This window comes from Turneriella parva DSM 21527 (assembly GCF_000266885.1).
In the GTDB taxonomy this organism is placed as follows: Bacteria; Spirochaetota; Leptospiria; order Turneriellales; family Turneriellaceae; genus Turneriella; species Turneriella parva.
On record NC_018020.1, the window covers coordinates 1,769,380 to 1,787,079 of the forward strand.

Below are 17,700 nucleotides of genomic sequence, written 5' to 3' on the forward strand. Positions count from 1 at the left end.
ATTTTCAAATCAGGCGACCTGCCGCGCTGCCTCAATAGCCGCTCTTCGGGCCGCCTGCGATGGGTCACCTGCTTTATCGCTTTACGGGGGCGAAAATTCTTGCTTCGCAGAAAGCGGTGAATCGCCTTAAACTTATCGCTCAAGCGCTCGCGCTCTTGCCTCTGGCCGCCATCTTCGTCGCTTTACTGGGTGTGGCGCTGATGCCCGGCATTGCCGTGTTTCAATGGCTAGGTGGCATCGCAGAGGCTTGGCCAATCGCCGGTCAATATTTATTCTGGGGTATCGGGATTGCCGCAGGCTTCTTTACGTATGGCTTCTCGCTGATGGTGGTTATCCCCCTTGCTTGTTTCTTGATGCGCGCTTATGCGCGTGATTATCGGGGCGTGTATTTTTCAGCCGAAGCCGGGCGCTGGTATTTTTCGAATGCGCTGCTCTATCTCGTGCGCTATTCATTTCTCGAGTTTGTGACGCCCTCGCCTTTCGGGAATATTTTTTACCTGCTGATGGGCATGAAAATCGGTGATGACGTCTTCATCAACACGACGCATATATCTGACCCGGCGATGATAAGCATCGGCAACCGTGTCACTATCGGCGGTTCAGCCGTGATTGTGGCGCATTACGCGCAGTCGGGTTATCTCATCGTCGCGCCTGTCAATATCGGCGATGACGTGGTCATCGGTCTCAGGGCGACGATCATGGGCGATGTTGTTGTGGGCGACGGTGCCCGCGTTCTGGCGAATTCTGTCGTCTTGCCGAAGACGCGCATCGGCGCGGGCGAAATGTGGGGGGGAGTTCCCGCTGTGCGGATAAATTCTGAGACTTTGGGTATTAACCCTGCCGGTATTTCTCAAGCAGCGGATCGATGACGCGAAACCACAGGGGCGGCACGAGTGCCAGCGGAAACATCGCCCCGTAACCGCCCGGCAGCTGCGGGCTTTCGTCGCGGTGGCTTAACAGTTGATATCGCAGCGTCGGATTGTGATGGTGGTCGCTATGCCGCTCGAGGTGTATCATATAAAGATTCGATAACAGCTGGTTCGCGTTCCACGAATGGCGGGTCGATACGGGTTCGTATTCGCCGTTCTGCTTTTTCGTGCGTGTCAATCCATAGTGTTCGATGTAATTAATCAGCTCGAGCATGCTGAACGCAAAGAAGCTCTGCAACACGAAAAACAAAAGCGCATAGGCGCCGATCAGAAAATAAAATGCCCCGCCGATCGCGACGGGAATAAGCAGAAACCACAACATCTGGTTGTGCCAGCCCCAGAGAGAATAACCCTTGTGCCGCAGCCGTTGTAGCTCAAGCTGCCAGGCTGAGCGGTAGCTGCCGCCGACCGAACGCAGCCAAAACGAGTAAAAATTCTCGCCCACCCGCGCCGAAGACGGGTCTTCTGGGGTGGCCACCCGAGTATGGTGGCCGAGGTTGTGTTCTATGATGAAGTGCATGTAACATACCGATGCCAGCAACACCTTTGCCAGCGTGCGCTCCCAGGCGCTGTGCCGGTGACCGAATTCGTGCGCGATAATGATTCCTGAGCCCGTCATCACCGCGATAGAAAACCCGAGGCCAACCTTTTGGCAGAAGGGCAGAGTATCGCCCTGAATGAGAACTGCGCCCCAGATGAGAATGGCGATCTGGCACGGCACCCACAGTACCGGCATAATCAGAAAAAAACGATCGCGCGCCAATGCGGCTGCCTGATCAGCATGCGGATTGCTCGCGTCATGACCCAGAATCTGATCAGCGATGGGTATTGCGATAAAAACCATAACGAGCGAAAAGTAGTTGAAGCCGATCAGATACCCGACAATAATCTGCAGCGGCATCTGTATCACGAGAAGAAAAGCCAGTTTTTTCGATCTTGTCACTTTGTACCCTCTTCGGCGATCAAGGCCCTGAGTGCCTTTTTATCGACCTTACCGATCGGTGTTAACGGAATCGTCGGCACAAATTCAATTTCACGCGGTACTTTGTATGCCGCAAGTTTCTCCCGCGCGAAGCGCAGAATATCTTCGCGCAGCGCAGGTTTGTCGCTCTGTTCATGGCCTGGTCGAAGCTCAACGACCAGCTTGACAGATTCGGTTGCGTGATCGGAATGCTTTTTCGCCAGTATTGCGGCGACGGCAATAGCCGAATGCTGCTGCATCACCGCCTCGACCTCGACCGAAAAAACCTTATAGCCGCCGACGTTCACCATGTCTTTTAAACGGTCGACAATCGTCACATAGCCCTCTGCATCGATGCGCGCGATATCGCCCGTTTTTAGCCAGACCTTACCTTCATGTGTTTGTAGTGCCGCCTGCGTCTCTTGCGGATTGTTCCAGTAACCCTGCATCACCTGCGGGCCCGAAACGTGAAGTTCGCCCTCGGCACCGCCGTCGAGCGCAGATATTTTAAGCTCGGTACCCGGCAGAGCCTGCCCTACGGTGCCGGGTTTCACTCGCCCGGGGTAATTGACTGTTATGCCAGGCGAAGCTTCGGTCATGCCGTAACCTTCGAGCACGGGCACCTTGATGACTGCTTCGAGAGATTCTTTGAGCGCATCGCTCATCGGTGCGGCCCCCGACATTGCGAATTTTAGCTCACTGAAATCGACACGGCGGAAATCATCACGCGCCAGAAGTTTCTCATAAAGCAGCGGCACTGCAAAGATCAGGCTGGGGCGGTACTTTTTTAACTGCCGCACGATGAAATCGAGATCGCGGGGGTTTGGAATCAAGAGCCACGCGCCGGCAATCACGATTGTGTTGAGCGCGGCGATAAGCCCGGCGATGTGAAAAAACGGCAAGATGGAAAGTCCCGTTTCACTGCCGATTTCGGGATGTGTGACCGCAATGGATTGTTCGATATTCGCCAAAAGATTCGCATGCGATAGCATCGCTCCTTTGCTGCGGCCGGTTGTACCGCCCGTGTACTGTATCGCCGCGGTATCTGTGACTAGCCTCGCGACCAGACAATCAGAATCACTCTGCGCGGCCAAAAACTCGTTGAACCAGATTTCGCGCGCATCTCTGAACCGAATATCAGGATATGGTACCTTACCGAGCAGGCGGCCGAAAAACTGTATCAGAAAAGGCATCAGATCGAGAGGGCGCGTTACCACGATCAACCGCAATGAGGCCAGAGCCGGCACAAGCTCTTGTACGTTTTTCACATAAACGTCGTCGAAGCTGATGACTGCTGCGGCACCCAGGTCATTTATTTGATCTGCTATCTCGCGCGGCGTTGCGAGGGGCGATAGTCCCGAAATGATACACCCGGCTTTGAGTGCACCCATCATGAAAACCAGATATTGCGGCAGGTTGGGCAGGTGTATCGCGACTCTGTCGCCTGGTTGTAACCCCCGCGCCTGCAGACCGTGCGCGATGCGGTTGCTCAAGCGGTTATATTCATCGTAAGAAAATTGGCGATCGATGAACGTGAAGGCAGTCTTGCCGCCGAATTTACGTACCGTGGCGAAAAATTTTTCGTGAATTGTCGGCACCGCGTCAGTCTCATCGGTATTTTTGCATCGTAAACCGGTAAATAAGGCAAACGCTAGACACTTGCCCTTTCTAAGCGATCATTGATCGCCGGGCCAAAACCCTCTTCGGGCATGCGTTCGGCGAGTATAATTTCTGCGCCCGCAGCATCGAGCCGGTGCAGCGAGGCAAACAGGTTGCGCGCAGCTTCGTCGAGGTTTCGCGTCGGCGAGAGTTTTGCACCCGCGACGATGTTTTGGTGCGGGGGTAAATCCGCCAACGCTAATACAGCCACTTTCTTGCTGCGGTGCTCTTGTATCAGTTTATCGAGATTGCCAAGCACGAGGCGAGTACGCGGTGCATAGTGCGAACGCAATTGGCCGGGCGAGGCGGCGGCGGGCGTCGTCGATGTGACGACGGTCGCCTGGGGCGCCGCCAGCTGAAGGTCAGAAATTTTGACGCCACCTAAACGCAGTACGGTGATCGTGTCGCCCTGCACTGCAACCACCGTCGATTCGAGGCCGACGCTGCACGCGCCGCCGTCGAGCACGTACGGTATCAGACCGCCGAGCTGGTCGGCGACATGAGCCGCCGTGACTGGGCTGATAAAGCCCGAAGGGTTTGCGCTCGGCGCCGCAAGCGGAAAGTCGAGCTGGTGCAAGAGGTCGAGCGCCATCGGGTGCGCCGGCACGCGCAAGGCGACGCTGTTGCCGCCGCCGGTTGTCTCGTCAGGTACATTCGATTTCTTCTTTAATACAAACGTCAGCGGGCCCGGTGAAAAATGGGCTGCGAGCTGCATCACAAGTTCGGGAACTTCTTCTGCGTAGCGCGAGAATTCTGCGGCGCCCCTAACGTGCACGATCAGCGGGTTAAAGGCGGGCCTGCCCTTGGCTGCGTAAATTTTCAGCACGGCGTCGCTGCTGAGCGCGTTGGCCGCAAGCCCATAGACCGTTTCAGTCGGTATCGCCACGAGCTCACCGCGGCGCAGCAGCTCAGCAGCTTTTTCAACGTTAGTGCCCAGTTCGGTCATCGCTCAAGACCGCAGTATCTTATCCATTTTCTTACCGGCCGCGAGCTCATCGACGAGCTTGTCAAGATAGCGCACCTTCTGGGTCAGAGGGTTTTTGATCTCTTCGACGCGCACCCCGCAGATGGTGCCGGTAATCAGCTTCGCGTTGGCGTTCAGCTTTGCCTGCGCGAAAAAATCGGCGAAGGTAATATTTTTGGCAATCAGCCTTTGGATCTTCTTCGTGCTGAAGCCGGTCAGCCAGGTAATGACTTTATCGAGTTCTGCCTGTGTGCGGCCTTTGCGCGTTACTTTCGTGACGTATAGCGGATAAACGGCGCCGAAGACAATCGCCGCCATGCGTTCATCGTGATTACCGCGCGCTCTCGCTGCTGGCAGCTTCTTGAGAAGACCTTTGCGCTTCACGATATTCTTGTAATCCCATTGAATAGTGCGCGATTTCGCGAGCCAGCGTTTCAGGGCCTTGACGTCGACCTCGTCGAGGGAGGTGTAAGTCGCCGAAGCGTCTTTGAATTTTCCCGTGCCGGGTTTTAGCCCGCTTTCTTCAAAATCGGCGCCGCTCCAAAACATGAGGCGAATGCCGGCCTTGAGTTTGCTGTAGCCGACAATCGGGTTACCGTCGAGAAACCAAACCGGGTGCCCATGCCAGATCTTGTTTTCAGCGCCTTTGAGGTTGGCGTCGATGGTGCGCGCGAGCAACTCGCAGATTTCTTTATCGGCTGCGGCCTGTGCGTTGTTGTATTTCTGTGTTTCAGAGTTCATGCCGTTCTAGAATTTGCCAGCGTCGCACCTCAGTCTTCATCGACGATGCTGTCAAAACTATAGCCGCGCGCACCCGGTTCGAGCCTTACACGCTTCTGGGCATCGACGCCCGACTTGCTGCCAAAAAAATCGTATTCTTTGCCTTGCTCGAGTTGTGGCATTGGCCGGGGGCCGACCCAACCCTCGCGCGGTCTGAAAACAGTGTAGCTAAATGTCACTGCACGCCCTTTTTTTATTTTTGACTTCGTGCGGATTGTCTTCGTCACGACAGCCTGCACCTCGGTCTTGAATGTCTCGCAATTGTCACAAGGCTCGTTATTGACCTGCGTGACCCTGATGCGCAAACGTTCGGGCGACTTTTTCTGCATCTCTACATAATACCGGGGATTAATTTCTGCGAAGAGAATGGTCGCAGAGAGAAAAACAATTGCCGAAACGAACTTGCGCATAAGGCCCAGAATACAAACCGCATTTACGGTGTAATTTGAGATTCAAACCTGTTCGCGTGTTCAAACGTAGCGATATAGAATTCGTATCAGGTAAAAAAGGCGAACTCTGCCGGGGTTGGCTTTATGCGCCCGATGCTGAGTCAGGGCGTCTGCCCGCAGTCATCATGGCGCACGGCTTCGGTGCCGTCAAAGAACTGCGGCTCGACGCCTATGCCGAGAAGTTCGCCGAAGCCGGCTGCGCTGTGCTCGTATTTGACTACCGCCATTTCGGTTCAAGCGAGGGCGAGCCGCGCCAACTGATTGACATATCGTTGCAACTCGAAGACTGGCGTGCCGCGCTTGAGTTTGCCCGCCACCATTCGGCAATCGATGCGAAGCGTATTGCGCTTTGGGGTAGTTCATTTTCTGGCGGTCACGTTGTTGAAATCGCCGCGGCAGACCAAAAAGTCCGCTGCGTAATTTCGCAGGTGCCCCACCTCGATGGTTTTGCCTCGGCGGCCATGGCAGGTGGCGCGCAGGCGGCAAGGCTCGGCATCGAGGCTGCGCGCGACGCTGCCAGCGGCCTTATCGGTTTAGATCCTCATTATGTCAAAATTGCGGGCGGCCCGGGAGACCTCGCTGCGATGACCTCTGAAAACGTCGCCGCGATCTGGCCGCGCATGATACCCACGGGTTTTAGCTTCGACAACCGCATCGCTGCGCGCATCTTCTTGCATCTGCCGCTCTATTCGCCCGAACGCTTCGCCGAAAAGATGACAATGCCCTGGCTGATTCAGGCAGCAACGCATGACCAGACCACCCCGCTTGCGCCCGCCGAAAAGGCCGCGCGGCTCGCGCCCAAGGCGACGCTGATCAAGTATGACTGCGACCACTTCGACCCATATCTGCCCCCGCTTTTCGACACGATCGTGGCGGCGCAGGTTGAGTTCTTAAAGAAGTGGCTTTAGCAGTTTCCTGAAAAAGGAAACTGTTAGCAGGCTTCCGGAACCGAAAAAGCGAAAAGCAGGCCGTTTCGGCCGCTTTAGCAGTCGTTTGCGCATGCAAACGACGAGGCTTTTCGCTTTTTCGGGAGTTTTTCCGGAGACTGTTAGAGCCTAGTGCCGAAGGTCGAGCTGCTTACGCAGCCTGAAAACGTTTGATTTCGACTTCGCTGCCGCTTCTCGAGGCATTTTCGGCGATTGCCAGGACTGCTTCTGTTCGCGGTTCATCTAAGTAGAATTCGCCGCAATTGTCGCAGATTTCGGCAGGGACATCTTTAATAATGATGATCGCCGATTTTCTGTTCAGGGTCACGTGCGTCAAACCGGGTTTCAATTCGCCAGTCTTACAGATATTACAATGCCTTATCATTTTCGCTGCCTCAAGGTCTCATCCCACAGCAGTGGGTCAGGCCTGTAAACTGAAATTATGATTTCGCTGTTGTGTTCGGCGTCGAAAGCAGCGATCACATGAGTTACGCCTGTCTTCCCGCGATGAAATAACAATCGGCTTGGTAGCGGCTTGTCATCTGGGTACGCGGCAATAACTTCATTGGCTTTTACCGCCTGCTTGACGTCGTTAACGGAAATCTCCCTTTCGAACATGCGTCGGATGGCATGGCCAGAAAATTCAAACCGCTTCTCATCCATGTTCTCGTCGAAAACACGGAATGGATTAGATTTGTCACGTGATTATCTGCTCCGCGGCATTTGCGACTGGGGCGCGGCGAGCTGGTGCTCTTTGAATTTACTGTATTCGCTAGCATCGCCCCTAATCATGGAAAATATGCTGACTTTGTCATTTTGCGCGGGGCTGATTAGCAGGTGGACGGTGGCAAGAACACTGTCAAGTTGCGAACCAATTGCCGGGCTTGGTGGGACAACAAAAACTGATTCAGTCTGCATTTCACCGCCGAGGTCTATCAAGTATTTGCGCATTTCGTCGCGTCTTACCTGGTCACCGATGTCATAGGTCACGATTATCGTTTCCGCATTGTGAATTAATGTCTTCATACCACTCGCCTCTTTCAATGCCTACCAGCGCACTAATTGTTCATCAAGAAATATTATCAATGTTGCTTTGATTGTTGATTTCAAAATTGCTAAAATCCAAACATTCTGGCATGCGAGCAAGAATTACGTCAATTTCTGCATGCGTCAAGTGCACCGCTTTTCTCTTGTCATATTTGTGCAAGATGACAGTACTGCCACCGATTGATAATTTGCCAGAATACCGATATATATTCTTATCGTTGTGTTGATGATAGCGATGCCATCTTCGCTGATGTTCGATAAGCCATTTAGTATCATTAAGTCGGCACAAATTCATGTTTGCTCCCCATCTAAACCGTTTGAAACTTTCGACTGTTCAATTGCGGGGGCATTTTCCGTGGGTGAACTTAGTTTTTCGACCCAATTGCCGTCGTTTTCAACGACGTGATACCTTTCATTATCCGTAGTAAATGTGAATCTGTCACCTGCTAAAATGCAACAAGCCCGAACCTTAGTTATTGTGCCTGCGACGCCAGAAAATTCTCGGCTCAGTCTTAGAAGTAGATCAGGATCTGGTATAAAATCGTGCCTCGATCTTGGCAGGATTTCTTGGCCGCAAATTTTACAAACTTTCATATAGACTGCTTTTAACAGGTCTCTATCTACAGCAAGCCACCGGGATAGAAGAACTACAAGCATTCGACACGAAGCCAGTATTTAGCACCGCTGGCCCGACTGGGCCCGCCGTGCTAGTTGTCCAACGATTACAGTCAAAATAGGTAGCACCATTGAAACCTACGCTTATCCACTTTGTGGTGCCAAGATCTGTTCCGCTTTGAAGTTCTATCAAAATTTCATGAACCGTGCACATGTGCGCATTGGTATCAGAGCAAGCTGTTTGACAAAGAGTCTTTGCAGCTGCGTAGCTGCCGATGTTCCCATTTGTCGCGGTGCTTGCGCCGCAGTATGAACCTAAGCGCTGGGACATGCCCGTATACAGCGCATCAAAGTTCTGATTCATCTCAGTCGCTGAGACGACACCACCGTTTGTGAATGTGAACGGCTTAGTAATGGGTGCAGCCCATATTGCCACGGCACCTATCAACGCCAGAAAGAAGGTCGTGGTCTTTCGATGGTTTTTTAGCCAGAGTATTGTTCTGCCGGTGTATTTACCCGGCTCGATTGTGATGTGTATTTTCATAAAGCCTCCTGAATTAGTTAATTTGAATAAGTACAGGTTCCGTAAACACCGTTACCATAAGTGCAGGCACTCCCACCACTGACGACAAAGGCTGAGCTACCGGCTGTGCTCAAATTACCCTTTGCATCGCGAACAATCCATCTAAGAGTCGCGCTCGATGAGATTGTGACGGTAGCAGTTTTCCCCGCGACGACCGTGCCATTGCCTGTGAAATTCGGCGTTGAACCATCGGTGGTATATGCTATCGCATTGCAAGCGACGTTGTCGCTGCACGATAGAGTGACTGTTTGAGCGCTTGAGAACGTGCCGCCCGCATTGTTGGTCGAGGTGGTCGGCACTGTCGCGTCGGCGTAGATTTGGGTGAGAATACTATTATCAACGGAAGTTCCGTCAGATGAGTTAAACCCTGTCGGCGTGCCGCTGCTGTTGGTTGTGACTGCGACGTTGCCAGAGGTTGCATTGCCATTGGGGTTGCCCGTGCTGAGGTAGAAGTTGCCCTTGAGGTCGACGCTCAGATAATAGTCGATTGTACCATCGCCGTTGGTGTCGAGGCCAGACCATTTGCCAGCGACGAGCGACAAGAACAGAATTTCGGGCACGCCGTCTCCGTTGAGGTCGAGGCCGTCGGCGATGCCGTCACCCGTCATGTCGATCATTGTACCGGGTACGGTGCCACCACCGGCTTTGGGCAGCTGCACGGTGGTGCCGGGCTTGAATGCGTTCGTCGAAGCGTCGGTAAAAGCCCCTTCAAAACCACGGCACGCAAGAGCCAGTGGCATTAAAGCCAAAAATATAATTATTCTCATATTCTGTACCCCGCTCCGAGTCCGACCGAAAGCAATTTCAAAGTCGTATCCGCATCAAAGAGAAACTGTTGTTGTATCTGCACGGCGATGCTAAGATTCTTGTGCACGAAAAAATCCGTGATGAACCCGCCTGAAACAGCCGGTACCATGTAGTTGATATCGTAGCTTGTCTTAATGGTGCCCGCCGCCGCACCACCAGCCACGTATGGTCGAATCTGCGTTTCTTGAACCCAGCCCCACTTCTTGGGTATGATAAAGGCGTAAGTCAGACCGCCCGAAAAATCAAAGGCCGACATCTTATCGATTTGCGTTTTGCCTGTAGTCAAAGCGAATGAAGTGGCAAAGTAGGGTTGAACAAAACGGTGCAAAAATTTAAAACTTGTATTGAAAGACCCGCCGAGCCCCAGAGCCAGAAATTTGCTTTCGAAGCCCCAGGTTACCGCTGCGTTTGCCATGCCATGAAAAATGAAATCTTTCGCAATAAACAAGCCACTATCTTGATAGACAACTCGCTGGGTCAGCGGCGGTAATTTCTCAGCCATCTCTTGAGTCATGTCATCGGCGAGTGCATTGATATTATCAAAAATCTTTGCATCGAGTTTTGCGGTTCTTGATTTGCTGAGCGCGAGGCGTTTTTCAGCAACATCGACTGCCTTGGCCTGAATTTGTACAGTTGGCTCTACTGCCACAAAGCTACCCATGACAACGACATCGGCGCCTGTGGCTTCACCTATTTGAATTGCGGTTTCTTCGCTAAATGTCTGCTCTTTGCTGATGTTCCTTTCTTTGAGAATCTTATCTGCCGTTGAGCGAGGTAGAATCTCAAACTTACGGGTTTTCTTGAGTGGGTCGATCAGTGCTTCTGCAATCGTGACCGAAAGATATTCGGCGTTAACATTCTTTTGGCGGTTTACAAAATCTAGAATCAAGACGCGTCGCGCAATCGACGGCTGCTGCGCCACGATATTTAAGAGGGGCAAGAAGCAACATATGATACCAGTAAAAATAATACGAGATTGACGGATAAAGCCGCGCGCCTGAATGCTAAATATCTTCCCTAAGCCATAGAAACGAAAGTGGATACTGCCCCCTTGCGGGCCATTATGGAAGGCCCTGCCTTTAGGCTCGTATCCAACACAATACCACAAACGTAATACTGCATTGGCCCAGAGACAGGGCCATCGAACGTTTGTGTATGTAAGCGGATACGAGCCGCTAAGACCCTACGAGTCTGCACGGCAGAGTAAATGCGATAATCGGCGTTGTCAACGCAAAAAACCGCTAGGTGCGAACTATAATAATTTAGTGCTCGCGAAGCGTGATGAAACACTCTTCGCCCTTTTTTACTTTCCATAGCGAACCGCTGCCGTAACGGTGGTTAATGCCAATCGCCGTCTCTCAACTCTGGGACAACCTGATGCTCTTTCTGGTTGTCGGTGTTTTTATTGAACTCGCAGTCTCTGCGATATTTTCCATACGCATTATCGACGACCTGCTCAACACCACGCTGCTCAGGTCTGTGAAAAATGCGCTGGTGATAATCGCGGCCTTCGGTGTCTGCGCAAAAATTGACCAGCTGCGCTTCTTCTATGGTACGAAAATAACGGTTGCTGAGAGTGTGCACTATGTGCTGTCGAGTCTTGTGCTCGCGCGCATGGCGACCCTGGTGCACGAGTTTATTAACTACGTGCGCTCACGCAGCAAGGCGATGTAGGTACGGGCCAGTTGGCCTGAAATTAGCTGTAGTTATGAAAATCCGTTGCGGATAAATAAAGGAAAACAATTTGAAGAATCTTTCACTGCGCTCGAAACTCATGGTCATCACTTCGGGGCTGATTATCATCAGCCTCATTGTGCTTTCTGTTATCTCAATCCGCTATTTCGCGCAAGACAAAACAGACCTGATCAAACTGCAGACGAACGACACCGCCAAGCTGATCGCCGAACGGCTGAAGACCGAGATTGGTGCCAAGATCGAGGCACTCACGGTTTTCGATCGTTACGCTGCGGCTGCATCGTCTGCAGGCTCACCTAGAAAAAAGGCCGAGCGCAAGAAGGGTAAGGCAGCCGCCAGTGCGCCACAGACGCCGATGGCTGCAGGCACGGGTGTGCTGCGCGTCAGCCGCTATATTTATAATGCGAGCGGCATCTCACGCGTCTACAAGCGCGACATTGCTTCAGCGCAGCAGGCTCTCGAGCTCGGCGCCGATCTTTTTGAGCGCGACGAAGGGCGCCTCGCTGAACGCCTGAAAGCCGTATTCAAAGGGCAGACGCTGGTTTTGACACGCACGCAGGCATTCGGCAAACCGGTGTGGTTTCTGGCTTTTCCCATTATCGAAGGGCAGGTTGCGGAGCGTGTTGTCGCCGCGTACCTCAGCAGCGAAGTTCTCGATTCGGCTTTCACCTCGCGCGTCTACACTTCGTTTTTTGTGGATAGCGACCGTGCTGTCATCGTGCACACTGACAAGAAAGAGACGCTCGCAGGCCGTTCACTCAAAGACCACCCGGCTGTGGTGTTCTTGCAAGGGCAAGAAACCAAAGCAGGCTTTAGCATTTACCCAAACAGCGCGACAGGGCATGAATATTTCGGTGCGTACTCAAAACTTGAAGTCGGTTCGACCGCCATAGTCGTAGAGCTCGAAAAAGACAAGGCGCTCGAATCGGTGAGACTTCTGCAAATCACCGCTGCCCTCATTGCCGGCATTATCATTCTCGTTGCGCTGATTCTCGTCTACTTTTTTGCGAAGACAATTTCTGAGCCGGTGCGCGAACTGCGTGACGCGGCCGAAAAAATCAAAAGCGGCGATTACCATTTGCGGCTAACACCGCGCAGCGGCGATGAGGTCGGTGCGCTGACACAGTCGTTCAACGAAATGGCGGTTGGCCTCGAAGAGCGCGAAAAGCTTAAGGGTGCGCTCGGCAAGTTTGTGAACCCCGAGATTGCCGAAAAGGCGATGAAGGGTGAACTAAAGCTCGGTGGCGAACGGCGAACGGCGACGATCTTCTTCTCAGACATTCGCTCGTTCACCGCAATTTCAGAGCAGTTGCAACCTGAAGAGGTCGTCGAGTTTTTAAATGCCTACATGACGATTATGGTTAAGATCATTGGCGACCATAACGGCATCGTCGATAAGTTCATCGGTGATGCCATCATGGCAGTGTGGGGAGTTCCCGAGTCCAAGGGTAACGACGCCCTGAACGCGGTGAACGCGACGATTGAAATGCGCCGGGCGCTGCTCGAATTCAACAAGGGCCGCGGTTCGGCGAAAAAGCCGATCATCAAAATCGGCTGCGGCCTCAATACCGGCGCGGTGCTTGCCGGGCAGATCGGTTCAGAAGACCGTCTCGATTATACCGTTATCGGCGACGCAGTGAATCTGGCCTCACGCGTTGAAACCCTCAACAAACCCTTCGGTACCGACATTCTCATCTCACAAGATACTTACAACGTCGTCAAAAATGATTTTGATTGCGAACCGATGCAAAAGATCAAGGTCAAGGGCAAGTCGCAGCCGCAGCAGATTTATGCCGTGCTGCGCAAGAAAGGTGATAAGAATGGCCCCAAAGACCTGAAAGAACTGCGCAAACTGCTCGGCATCGACATGTCGGGCAAGCCGAAGAAGTCGGGCGACGACGAAGAAGTCAAATATGAAATTCTCGAAGGCTGACGCCGCTTTTACCGCCGCGATGCTCGGTGGCATCGCGATACTCTCGGGCTTGCTCTATCTGCACAACAGCCGCCGCACCGCCGGTAAAGGTGAGTCGATCGGCAAGGTGTTCTTCAAGCGCGAAGTTGCCATGCGCAAGTTCTCTGACCGCATGGTATGGGAAGACGTCGAGAACGGTTCACCGCTCTATTCACTCGATGCGGTTATGACAGGCAACTATTCCGATGCTGAATTGGTACTCAACTCGGGTTTGAAGCTAAAACTCGAAGCAAATACCCTCGTCGAGCTCGACCTCGAACAAAGCGGACTGAAGCTCAGGCTTTCTGGCGGTGGCATCAAAACGGCCGGCGCGCAGAATGCGCAGACGGTAGTCACGACGACCGACGGCCAGGCGATCAACGTCACGCAGGCAGATGCGAGCATTCGCACGACGGGTAAACAGACCGCGGTAGAAGTCAAAGAAGGCCAGGTGCAGGTTGTCGGCAAAGATGGCCAGACGCAAACTGTCGCCAAAGACGAAGTTCTCGCCGAAGGCAAGAAGGCGCGCATTACGTTGCAGCTCACGGGTATTCTCGAAGACGCCGTCATTCTTGCAGCTGGCAAAACGGGAAAGGTGATGCTGGGCTGCAGCGGCAACGCGCGCACGGCTGAAGTGTCACAGCGCTCTGACATGTCGTCGGCGCGGCAGATTGAACTCGAAAACGGCAAAGCGACCACGACGCTCGCCGCTGGCGATTGGTACACGCGCTGCAAAGGCGAAGGTGGATCTATATCTGCCACGCGCCATTTTCGCGTGGTCGAAGCCGGCAACTACCAGATTGCGCAGAGTGCATCTTACGATGAGAAGCCCGCCATTCGCTTTGAAATCAAACCACCTCGCGGCGTGACCTCGACCCAGATTGAAATTGCCGACAACGCGCAGTTTGTGAACCCCGTCTATGCCGAAACGACGAGCCGTTCTTCGGTGGTCGTGAATGTACCCAAAGACGGACGCTATTACTATCGCCTGCGCCCTGCGTCAGAATCGGGGCGCGTCGATTCGCAGTTGCCGCCCGCGACCGGTTCCGTTGTCGTTCAGCGCAATGAAAAACGAGCCGGGCTGGGCTTTCTCAGTCTCGGCGCGGCTTCGTACTCACGTTCGCAGGTAGAATCGGGTAAAGCGGTCGTTGCCTTTGAAGGCGCCGAGCGGGCGAATTATGAGATTCTGCAGCGCGGCAGTGACAAAGTTTTGCGCTCGGGCGAAACGCAGCGTAGCAGCGTTGAGCTGCCTGCAGACCTCGCAGCGGGTAAATATACGTTGCGGGTGAAATCCTCATCGGGTGAGAAAGCCGAACTACCTTTCGAGGTGCGTGACAAGGTCAGGGTTGAACTCGTCGAGCCTGTCAACAACACGGTCGTTTTTTTGCCGCCGCAGCAAAAAACTGTGGGGCTCGCGATTAAGTGGCGTGGCAGCGCTGAAATTACCTTATACCAGGTTCTTATCGCTGAAGACGCGGCGATGCAGAAAGTGCTGAAGAAACTCAACGTTGAAGATACCGAGTTTCGCTTTACGGGTCTCACCGCGCGTACCTACTTTGTGAAAGTGCTGGCGCTCGAGAATAACCTCGCGCGGGCCGAAAGCGCGGCGCACCAGGTTGTTGTGCAAGACAAGCTGCCCCCGGTTGCAGAGCTCTACCCAAAAGACGACCAAAAGGTGGATATCACCCGTTCTGCGGGCCTCAATCTGAAGTGGCAGCCCGTTACCGGGGCGAGCTCATACGAGGTGAAGGTCTTTCAAAAGCGAAAGGGGGGCCTGGTGCTCGTCGACTCGCGCGTGACGAAAACAACTGCCCTGACCGTTTCTGATCTCAAGAAGCTGAAAGAGGGTGAAATGGTCTGGGAAGTACGCGCGCAGCAGGCCGATCGAACGGGAAAGGTTGTGCAGCAGAGTGAGCCGGTGCGCAACACAGTGAATGTGTCATTTGGCGCGACGCCACCCGCGCCTGAGATTGTACCGACGGTTGAGTAAGAGCCCGCGTGACAGCTCGCGCAAGCTGTCTAAAATGCCGCATCAGCGAGTTGTTGCACGGGCTTGTGCGAGAGCGCATTTTCAAATTTGCCCCCTGTGTAGGCGATTCAAGATTGCCCACGCCGCAGGCCAGCCATGCAAGATATAACATCTGAATCGAACGCGTCTGCCATTCTTGTGCAAGACCGCTCTTCGCTGACGGCACCCAACAGCGCCGACATGGAGATTCTGGCCAAGCTCGACGAGAAGCTGCGCTTCATCGAGCAGAAAAAAGTCAGCGTCAATGACCCCACGTACTATCTCGCACTCGACCACATTTCGGTCGCCAATGCAACGGCGCTCGAAGCGGCGGTGAAAAAAGTTACCGATATGGCAAATGGCGGCAAAAACCGCGTCGCCTATCTGTACCCGATGCTTGTTTCACACCATTCAAAGCCTGCGTTTCAGCTCTTTCTGTTCTACCCTCCCAAAAACAAGGCTGCTGTGCGCGATGCCGGGCCGCTGCGGCGTGCGGCAATGTCGAAGTCTGAGCCGTTAATCCGCTCGTTGCTTGAGGCAAAAAGATCGAAGCCGACCGAGATTGAAGAAGAAGACCCGGGCGCGGCACTCATCAAGCTCGACGGTAAAGCGGCGCGGTTTTATCCCGACTTTTACTCGCTCGAATATGACTTTCGTCGTTTGCTCAAGAAGAGTTACGATAAGCTGCAGATACCCTATATCGAGATACCCGATTTTTTTGTCGACCTGCGCGAGTTCTTTGCACGCAGCGGCGATCTGGTCGATCGCATCGGCGATCGTTACCATATCGTTATCGACCAGCTGATGCTCGACGATTCGGGTAATTACGCACGCGTACCCGAAGTGATCAGGCATTACCGCGTGATCGCCGATGGTCTTGAGAAGTTCGTGCTCAATGTTCTCTATGACAAAGCCAAGAAGGGCGGGGCGGCCCCCTACGTGGCGTCTCTCGAAGAATACCGCAGAAATTACGTCGTGCCTGCCGAGCCCGGCCGTAAGCAGAGTAAAGAAAAGGTCGATGCGCTTCTGCGTGTCGCTGGGTCTTATCCTTTTGATCGTATTCAAGATAAAGAGAACAATGCAATCAGAGAGAAACTGAACGACACGATCAGCTGGCTGAACGTTTTGATCGAGAAAAAAGACAAGCTCGTGAACCGAAAGCAGGCGCAGAGCGTCGACAATCTGCTGCAGAAGATCGAAAGCATGGTGCAGTCGCACACAAAACAAAACCTCGATATATTCCAGATCGATCTGCGGCGCGAAGTCTTGCGTACCGTCAAAGACGAAGCGCAGGCGATGGCGATGGAAAACGAGTTTGAAAAGAAACTCATGAATCGATTCGGCTCTTACAAGGCGATGCAATCAGACGGCTCGGGTATTTGCTATTTTGTCGACCAAAAGTATATGAGTTCGGTACTTGAGAACCTCAGCCGGCAGATGAAGACCGATACCGGTGCAGCCGAACGATACGAAATTGCGATGAGCATGTACGAGCAGCTGGCAAAGCGCAAAGACCCGGCGCTCGACCAGGGGCTGTCTGCTGAAGAGCGCATTAATCTCTCGCAGATGCGGGCGCACAACGTCAATAAACACGCCGAGACGAAGCAGCTCGAACGCAATGCGAATCGCTATAACATTCCACAGGGAGTGCTGGTTTCGCTCATTTCGGCGATACTGTTTGGTGCGGCGATGTTCTATTCGACGCAGCTCTTTTGGCTGGTGTTTCCGCTGACGTTGGTATCGGTAATCGCGTTTTACCGCATCAACTTTCAGTCGAAACCAAAAAAATCGGGCACAGAAACAGATTCAAAATCGGTTTCGACGGCAGAAGAAACGGCCGAAGACAACATGGCGAAGCGCCTGGCCGAGCAGCAGGCAATCGTCAGATCAAAGGTGGCAAGCTACGGCTCAGCGATGGTTTTCCCCTACATGCCGCAGAAACATTCTGAGCGGGTGCTGACCGAGGCCGAATTTCGTGACAAGGTGCGCCTCGCCGCGCCCGAGGTAAAGCGTAACGTGCCTGAAATGGGCGGTCTCGACGGCAAAGCGCTCGAGCAGGCCGTTTATGACGCGTTGCGCGAAGATTCTGTGTGTATTGTCATACCGACTGAAATAGTGAAAAAGTCGATGAACAAGGTACCTCCGGCTATTTATATCAGCTACAAAGATTTTTCTTCAGACCAAACCCGCGCGAAAATTGCCGAAGAATACCGCCAGATATTCAAGCCGAACCTGAAAGAGTTCGAGCAAGAGTTTTACCGGTACCTGATCAATACGCTCGAGGTGAAGTATTACACGTATCTGAAGAAGAACCTGAAGAAATAGT

General features: G+C 53.2%; 17 protein-coding genes. 6 read left to right on the top strand and 11 right to left on the bottom strand.

Annotated features, from left to right (window positions below):
* The first annotated feature begins 59 nt into the window (after window positions 1-59).
* Window positions 60-869: a DapH/DapD/GlmU-related protein gene (locus tag TURPA_RS21655; RefSeq protein ID WP_014802914.1), complete on the top strand. Its 810-nt coding sequence runs from the start codon at window positions 60-62 to the stop codon at window positions 867-869.
* On the opposite strand, the gene TURPA_RS08630 is transcribed toward TURPA_RS21655, so the two are convergent.
* From TURPA_RS08630 to TURPA_RS08650, 5 genes are read right to left on the bottom strand one after another with little or no spacing between them, the layout of a single operon-like run.
* Window positions 832-1,872: an alkane 1-monooxygenase gene (locus tag TURPA_RS08630; RefSeq protein ID WP_014802915.1), complete on the bottom strand. Its 1,041-nt coding sequence runs from the start codon at window positions 1,870-1,872 to the stop codon at window positions 832-834. The genes TURPA_RS21655 and TURPA_RS08630 overlap by 38 nt on opposite strands.
* Complete coding sequence (locus TURPA_RS08635; RefSeq protein WP_014802916.1) at window positions 1,869-3,488, bottom strand: AMP-binding protein; 1,620 nt, start codon at window positions 3,486-3,488, stop codon at window positions 1,869-1,871. The genes TURPA_RS08630 and TURPA_RS08635 overlap by 4 nt, the downstream gene beginning before the upstream one ends.
* A gap of 53 nt (window positions 3,489-3,541) precedes the next feature.
* A complete protein-coding gene (locus tag TURPA_RS08640) occupies window positions 3,542-4,495 on the bottom strand; it encodes an L-threonylcarbamoyladenylate synthase (protein ID WP_014802917.1) in 954 nt (317 codons plus the stop codon).
* Window positions 4,496-4,498: 3 nt separating this feature from the next.
* A complete protein-coding gene (locus TURPA_RS24210) occupies window positions 4,499-5,254 on the bottom strand; it encodes a DUF2200 family protein (RefSeq protein WP_014802918.1) in 756 nt (251 codons plus the stop codon).
* A gap of 29 nt (window positions 5,255-5,283) precedes the next feature.
* Window positions 5,284-5,703, bottom strand: a complete 420-nt coding sequence (locus tag TURPA_RS08650) for a hypothetical protein (RefSeq protein ID WP_014802919.1) — start codon at window positions 5,701-5,703, stop codon at window positions 5,284-5,286.
* 56 nt (window positions 5,704-5,759) lie between these two features.
* Between TURPA_RS08650 and TURPA_RS08655 the strand changes: the two genes are divergently transcribed.
* The gene (locus tag TURPA_RS08655) at window positions 5,760-6,650 is read left to right on the top strand and encodes an alpha/beta hydrolase (protein ID WP_014802920.1); all 891 of its coding nucleotides are present in this window, start codon (window positions 5,760-5,762) and stop codon (window positions 6,648-6,650) included.
* A 169-nt stretch (window positions 6,651-6,819) separates the two neighbouring features.
* Here TURPA_RS08655 and TURPA_RS08660 read toward each other — a convergent pair whose 3' ends face one another.
* From TURPA_RS08660 to TURPA_RS08680, 6 genes are all read right to left on the bottom strand, one after another.
* A complete protein-coding gene (locus TURPA_RS08660; RefSeq protein ID WP_014802921.1) occupies window positions 6,820-7,053 on the bottom strand; it encodes a type II toxin-antitoxin system MqsA family antitoxin in 234 nt (77 codons plus the stop codon).
* Window positions 7,050-7,331 (bottom strand): DUF4258 domain-containing protein, encoded by a 282-nt coding sequence (locus tag TURPA_RS08665; protein ID WP_014802922.1) that lies wholly within the window; start codon window positions 7,329-7,331, stop codon window positions 7,050-7,052. Before TURPA_RS08665 ends, TURPA_RS08660 begins: the two co-directional genes overlap by 4 nt.
* Window positions 7,332-7,373: 42 nt before the next feature.
* Window positions 7,374-7,694 (bottom strand): CRISPR-associated endonuclease Cas2, encoded by a 321-nt coding sequence (locus tag TURPA_RS08670; protein WP_014802923.1) that lies wholly within the window; start codon window positions 7,692-7,694, stop codon window positions 7,374-7,376.
* A gap of 637 nt (window positions 7,695-8,331) precedes the next feature.
* The gene (locus tag TURPA_RS23390; protein WP_014802925.1) at window positions 8,332-8,874 is read right to left on the bottom strand and encodes a hypothetical protein; all 543 of its coding nucleotides are present in this window, start codon (window positions 8,872-8,874) and stop codon (window positions 8,332-8,334) included.
* 17 nt (window positions 8,875-8,891) lie between these two features.
* A complete protein-coding gene (locus tag TURPA_RS08675; protein ID WP_014802926.1) occupies window positions 8,892-9,680 on the bottom strand; it encodes a chitobiase/beta-hexosaminidase C-terminal domain-containing protein in 789 nt (262 codons plus the stop codon).
* Window positions 9,677-10,609 carry a CsgG/HfaB family protein gene (locus TURPA_RS08680; RefSeq protein ID WP_157210450.1) on the bottom strand — a complete coding sequence of 311 codons (933 nt, stop codon included), beginning with the start codon at window positions 10,607-10,609 and terminating at the stop codon, window positions 9,677-9,679. The genes TURPA_RS08675 and TURPA_RS08680 overlap by 4 nt, the downstream gene beginning before the upstream one ends.
* Before the next feature lie 452 nt (window positions 10,610-11,061).
* Between TURPA_RS08680 and TURPA_RS08685 the strand changes: the two genes are divergently transcribed.
* The 4 genes from TURPA_RS08685 (at window position 11,062) to TURPA_RS08700 (ending at window position 17,699) form a co-directional block, all read left to right on the top strand.
* Entirely contained in the window at window positions 11,062-11,394 is a 333-nt protein-coding gene (locus TURPA_RS08685; RefSeq protein WP_014802928.1) for a hypothetical protein, read from the top strand.
* A gap of 70 nt (window positions 11,395-11,464) precedes the next feature.
* The gene (locus tag TURPA_RS21660; RefSeq protein ID WP_014802929.1) at window positions 11,465-13,348 is read left to right on the top strand and encodes an adenylate/guanylate cyclase domain-containing protein; all 1,884 of its coding nucleotides are present in this window, start codon (window positions 11,465-11,467) and stop codon (window positions 13,346-13,348) included.
* Window positions 13,329-15,356 carry a FecR domain-containing protein gene (locus TURPA_RS08695; RefSeq protein ID WP_014802930.1) on the top strand — a complete coding sequence of 676 codons (2,028 nt, stop codon included), beginning with the start codon at window positions 13,329-13,331 and terminating at the stop codon, window positions 15,354-15,356. Before TURPA_RS21660 ends, TURPA_RS08695 begins: the two co-directional genes overlap by 20 nt.
* A 135-nt stretch (window positions 15,357-15,491) precedes the next feature.
* A complete protein-coding gene (locus tag TURPA_RS08700; RefSeq protein WP_014802931.1) occupies window positions 15,492-17,699 on the top strand; it encodes a hypothetical protein in 2,208 nt (735 codons plus the stop codon).
* The last annotated feature ends 1 nt before the right edge of the window (window position 17,700 follow it).

Bases quoted from the DNA above. Each gene is read 5' to 3' on its own strand.
- TURPA_RS24210 (WP_014802918.1), bottom strand. From the start codon at position 5,254: ATGAACTCTGAAACACAGAAATACAACAACGCACAGGCCGCAGCCGAT.
- TURPA_RS08695 (WP_014802930.1), top strand. From the start codon at position 13,329: ATGAAATTCTCGAAGGCTGACGCCGCTTTTACCGCCGCGATGCTCGGT.
- TURPA_RS08665 (WP_014802922.1), bottom strand. From the start codon at position 7,331: ATGGATGAGAAGCGGTTTGAATTTTCTGGCCATGCCATCCGACGCATG.
- TURPA_RS08700 (WP_014802931.1), top strand. From the start codon at position 15,492: ATGCAAGATATAACATCTGAATCGAACGCGTCTGCCATTCTTGTGCAA.
- TURPA_RS08650 (WP_014802919.1), bottom strand. From the start codon at position 5,703: ATGCGCAAGTTCGTTTCGGCAATTGTTTTTCTCTCTGCGACCATTCTC.
- TURPA_RS23390 (WP_014802925.1), bottom strand. From the start codon at position 8,874: ATGAAAATACACATCACAATCGAGCCGGGTAAATACACCGGCAGAACA.
- TURPA_RS08640 (WP_014802917.1), bottom strand. From the start codon at position 4,495: ATGACCGAACTGGGCACTAACGTTGAAAAAGCTGCTGAGCTGCTGCGC.
- TURPA_RS08660 (WP_014802921.1), bottom strand. From the start codon at position 7,053: ATGATAAGGCATTGTAATATCTGTAAGACTGGCGAATTGAAACCCGGT.
- TURPA_RS08675 (WP_014802926.1), bottom strand. From the start codon at position 9,680: ATGAGAATAATTATATTTTTGGCTTTAATGCCACTGGCTCTTGCGTGC.
- TURPA_RS08685 (WP_014802928.1), top strand. From the start codon at position 11,062: ATGCCAATCGCCGTCTCTCAACTCTGGGACAACCTGATGCTCTTTCTG.
- TURPA_RS08670 (WP_014802923.1), bottom strand. From the start codon at position 7,694: ATGAAGACATTAATTCACAATGCGGAAACGATAATCGTGACCTATGAC.
- TURPA_RS21655 (WP_014802914.1), top strand. From the start codon at position 60: ATGGGTCACCTGCTTTATCGCTTTACGGGGGCGAAAATTCTTGCTTCG.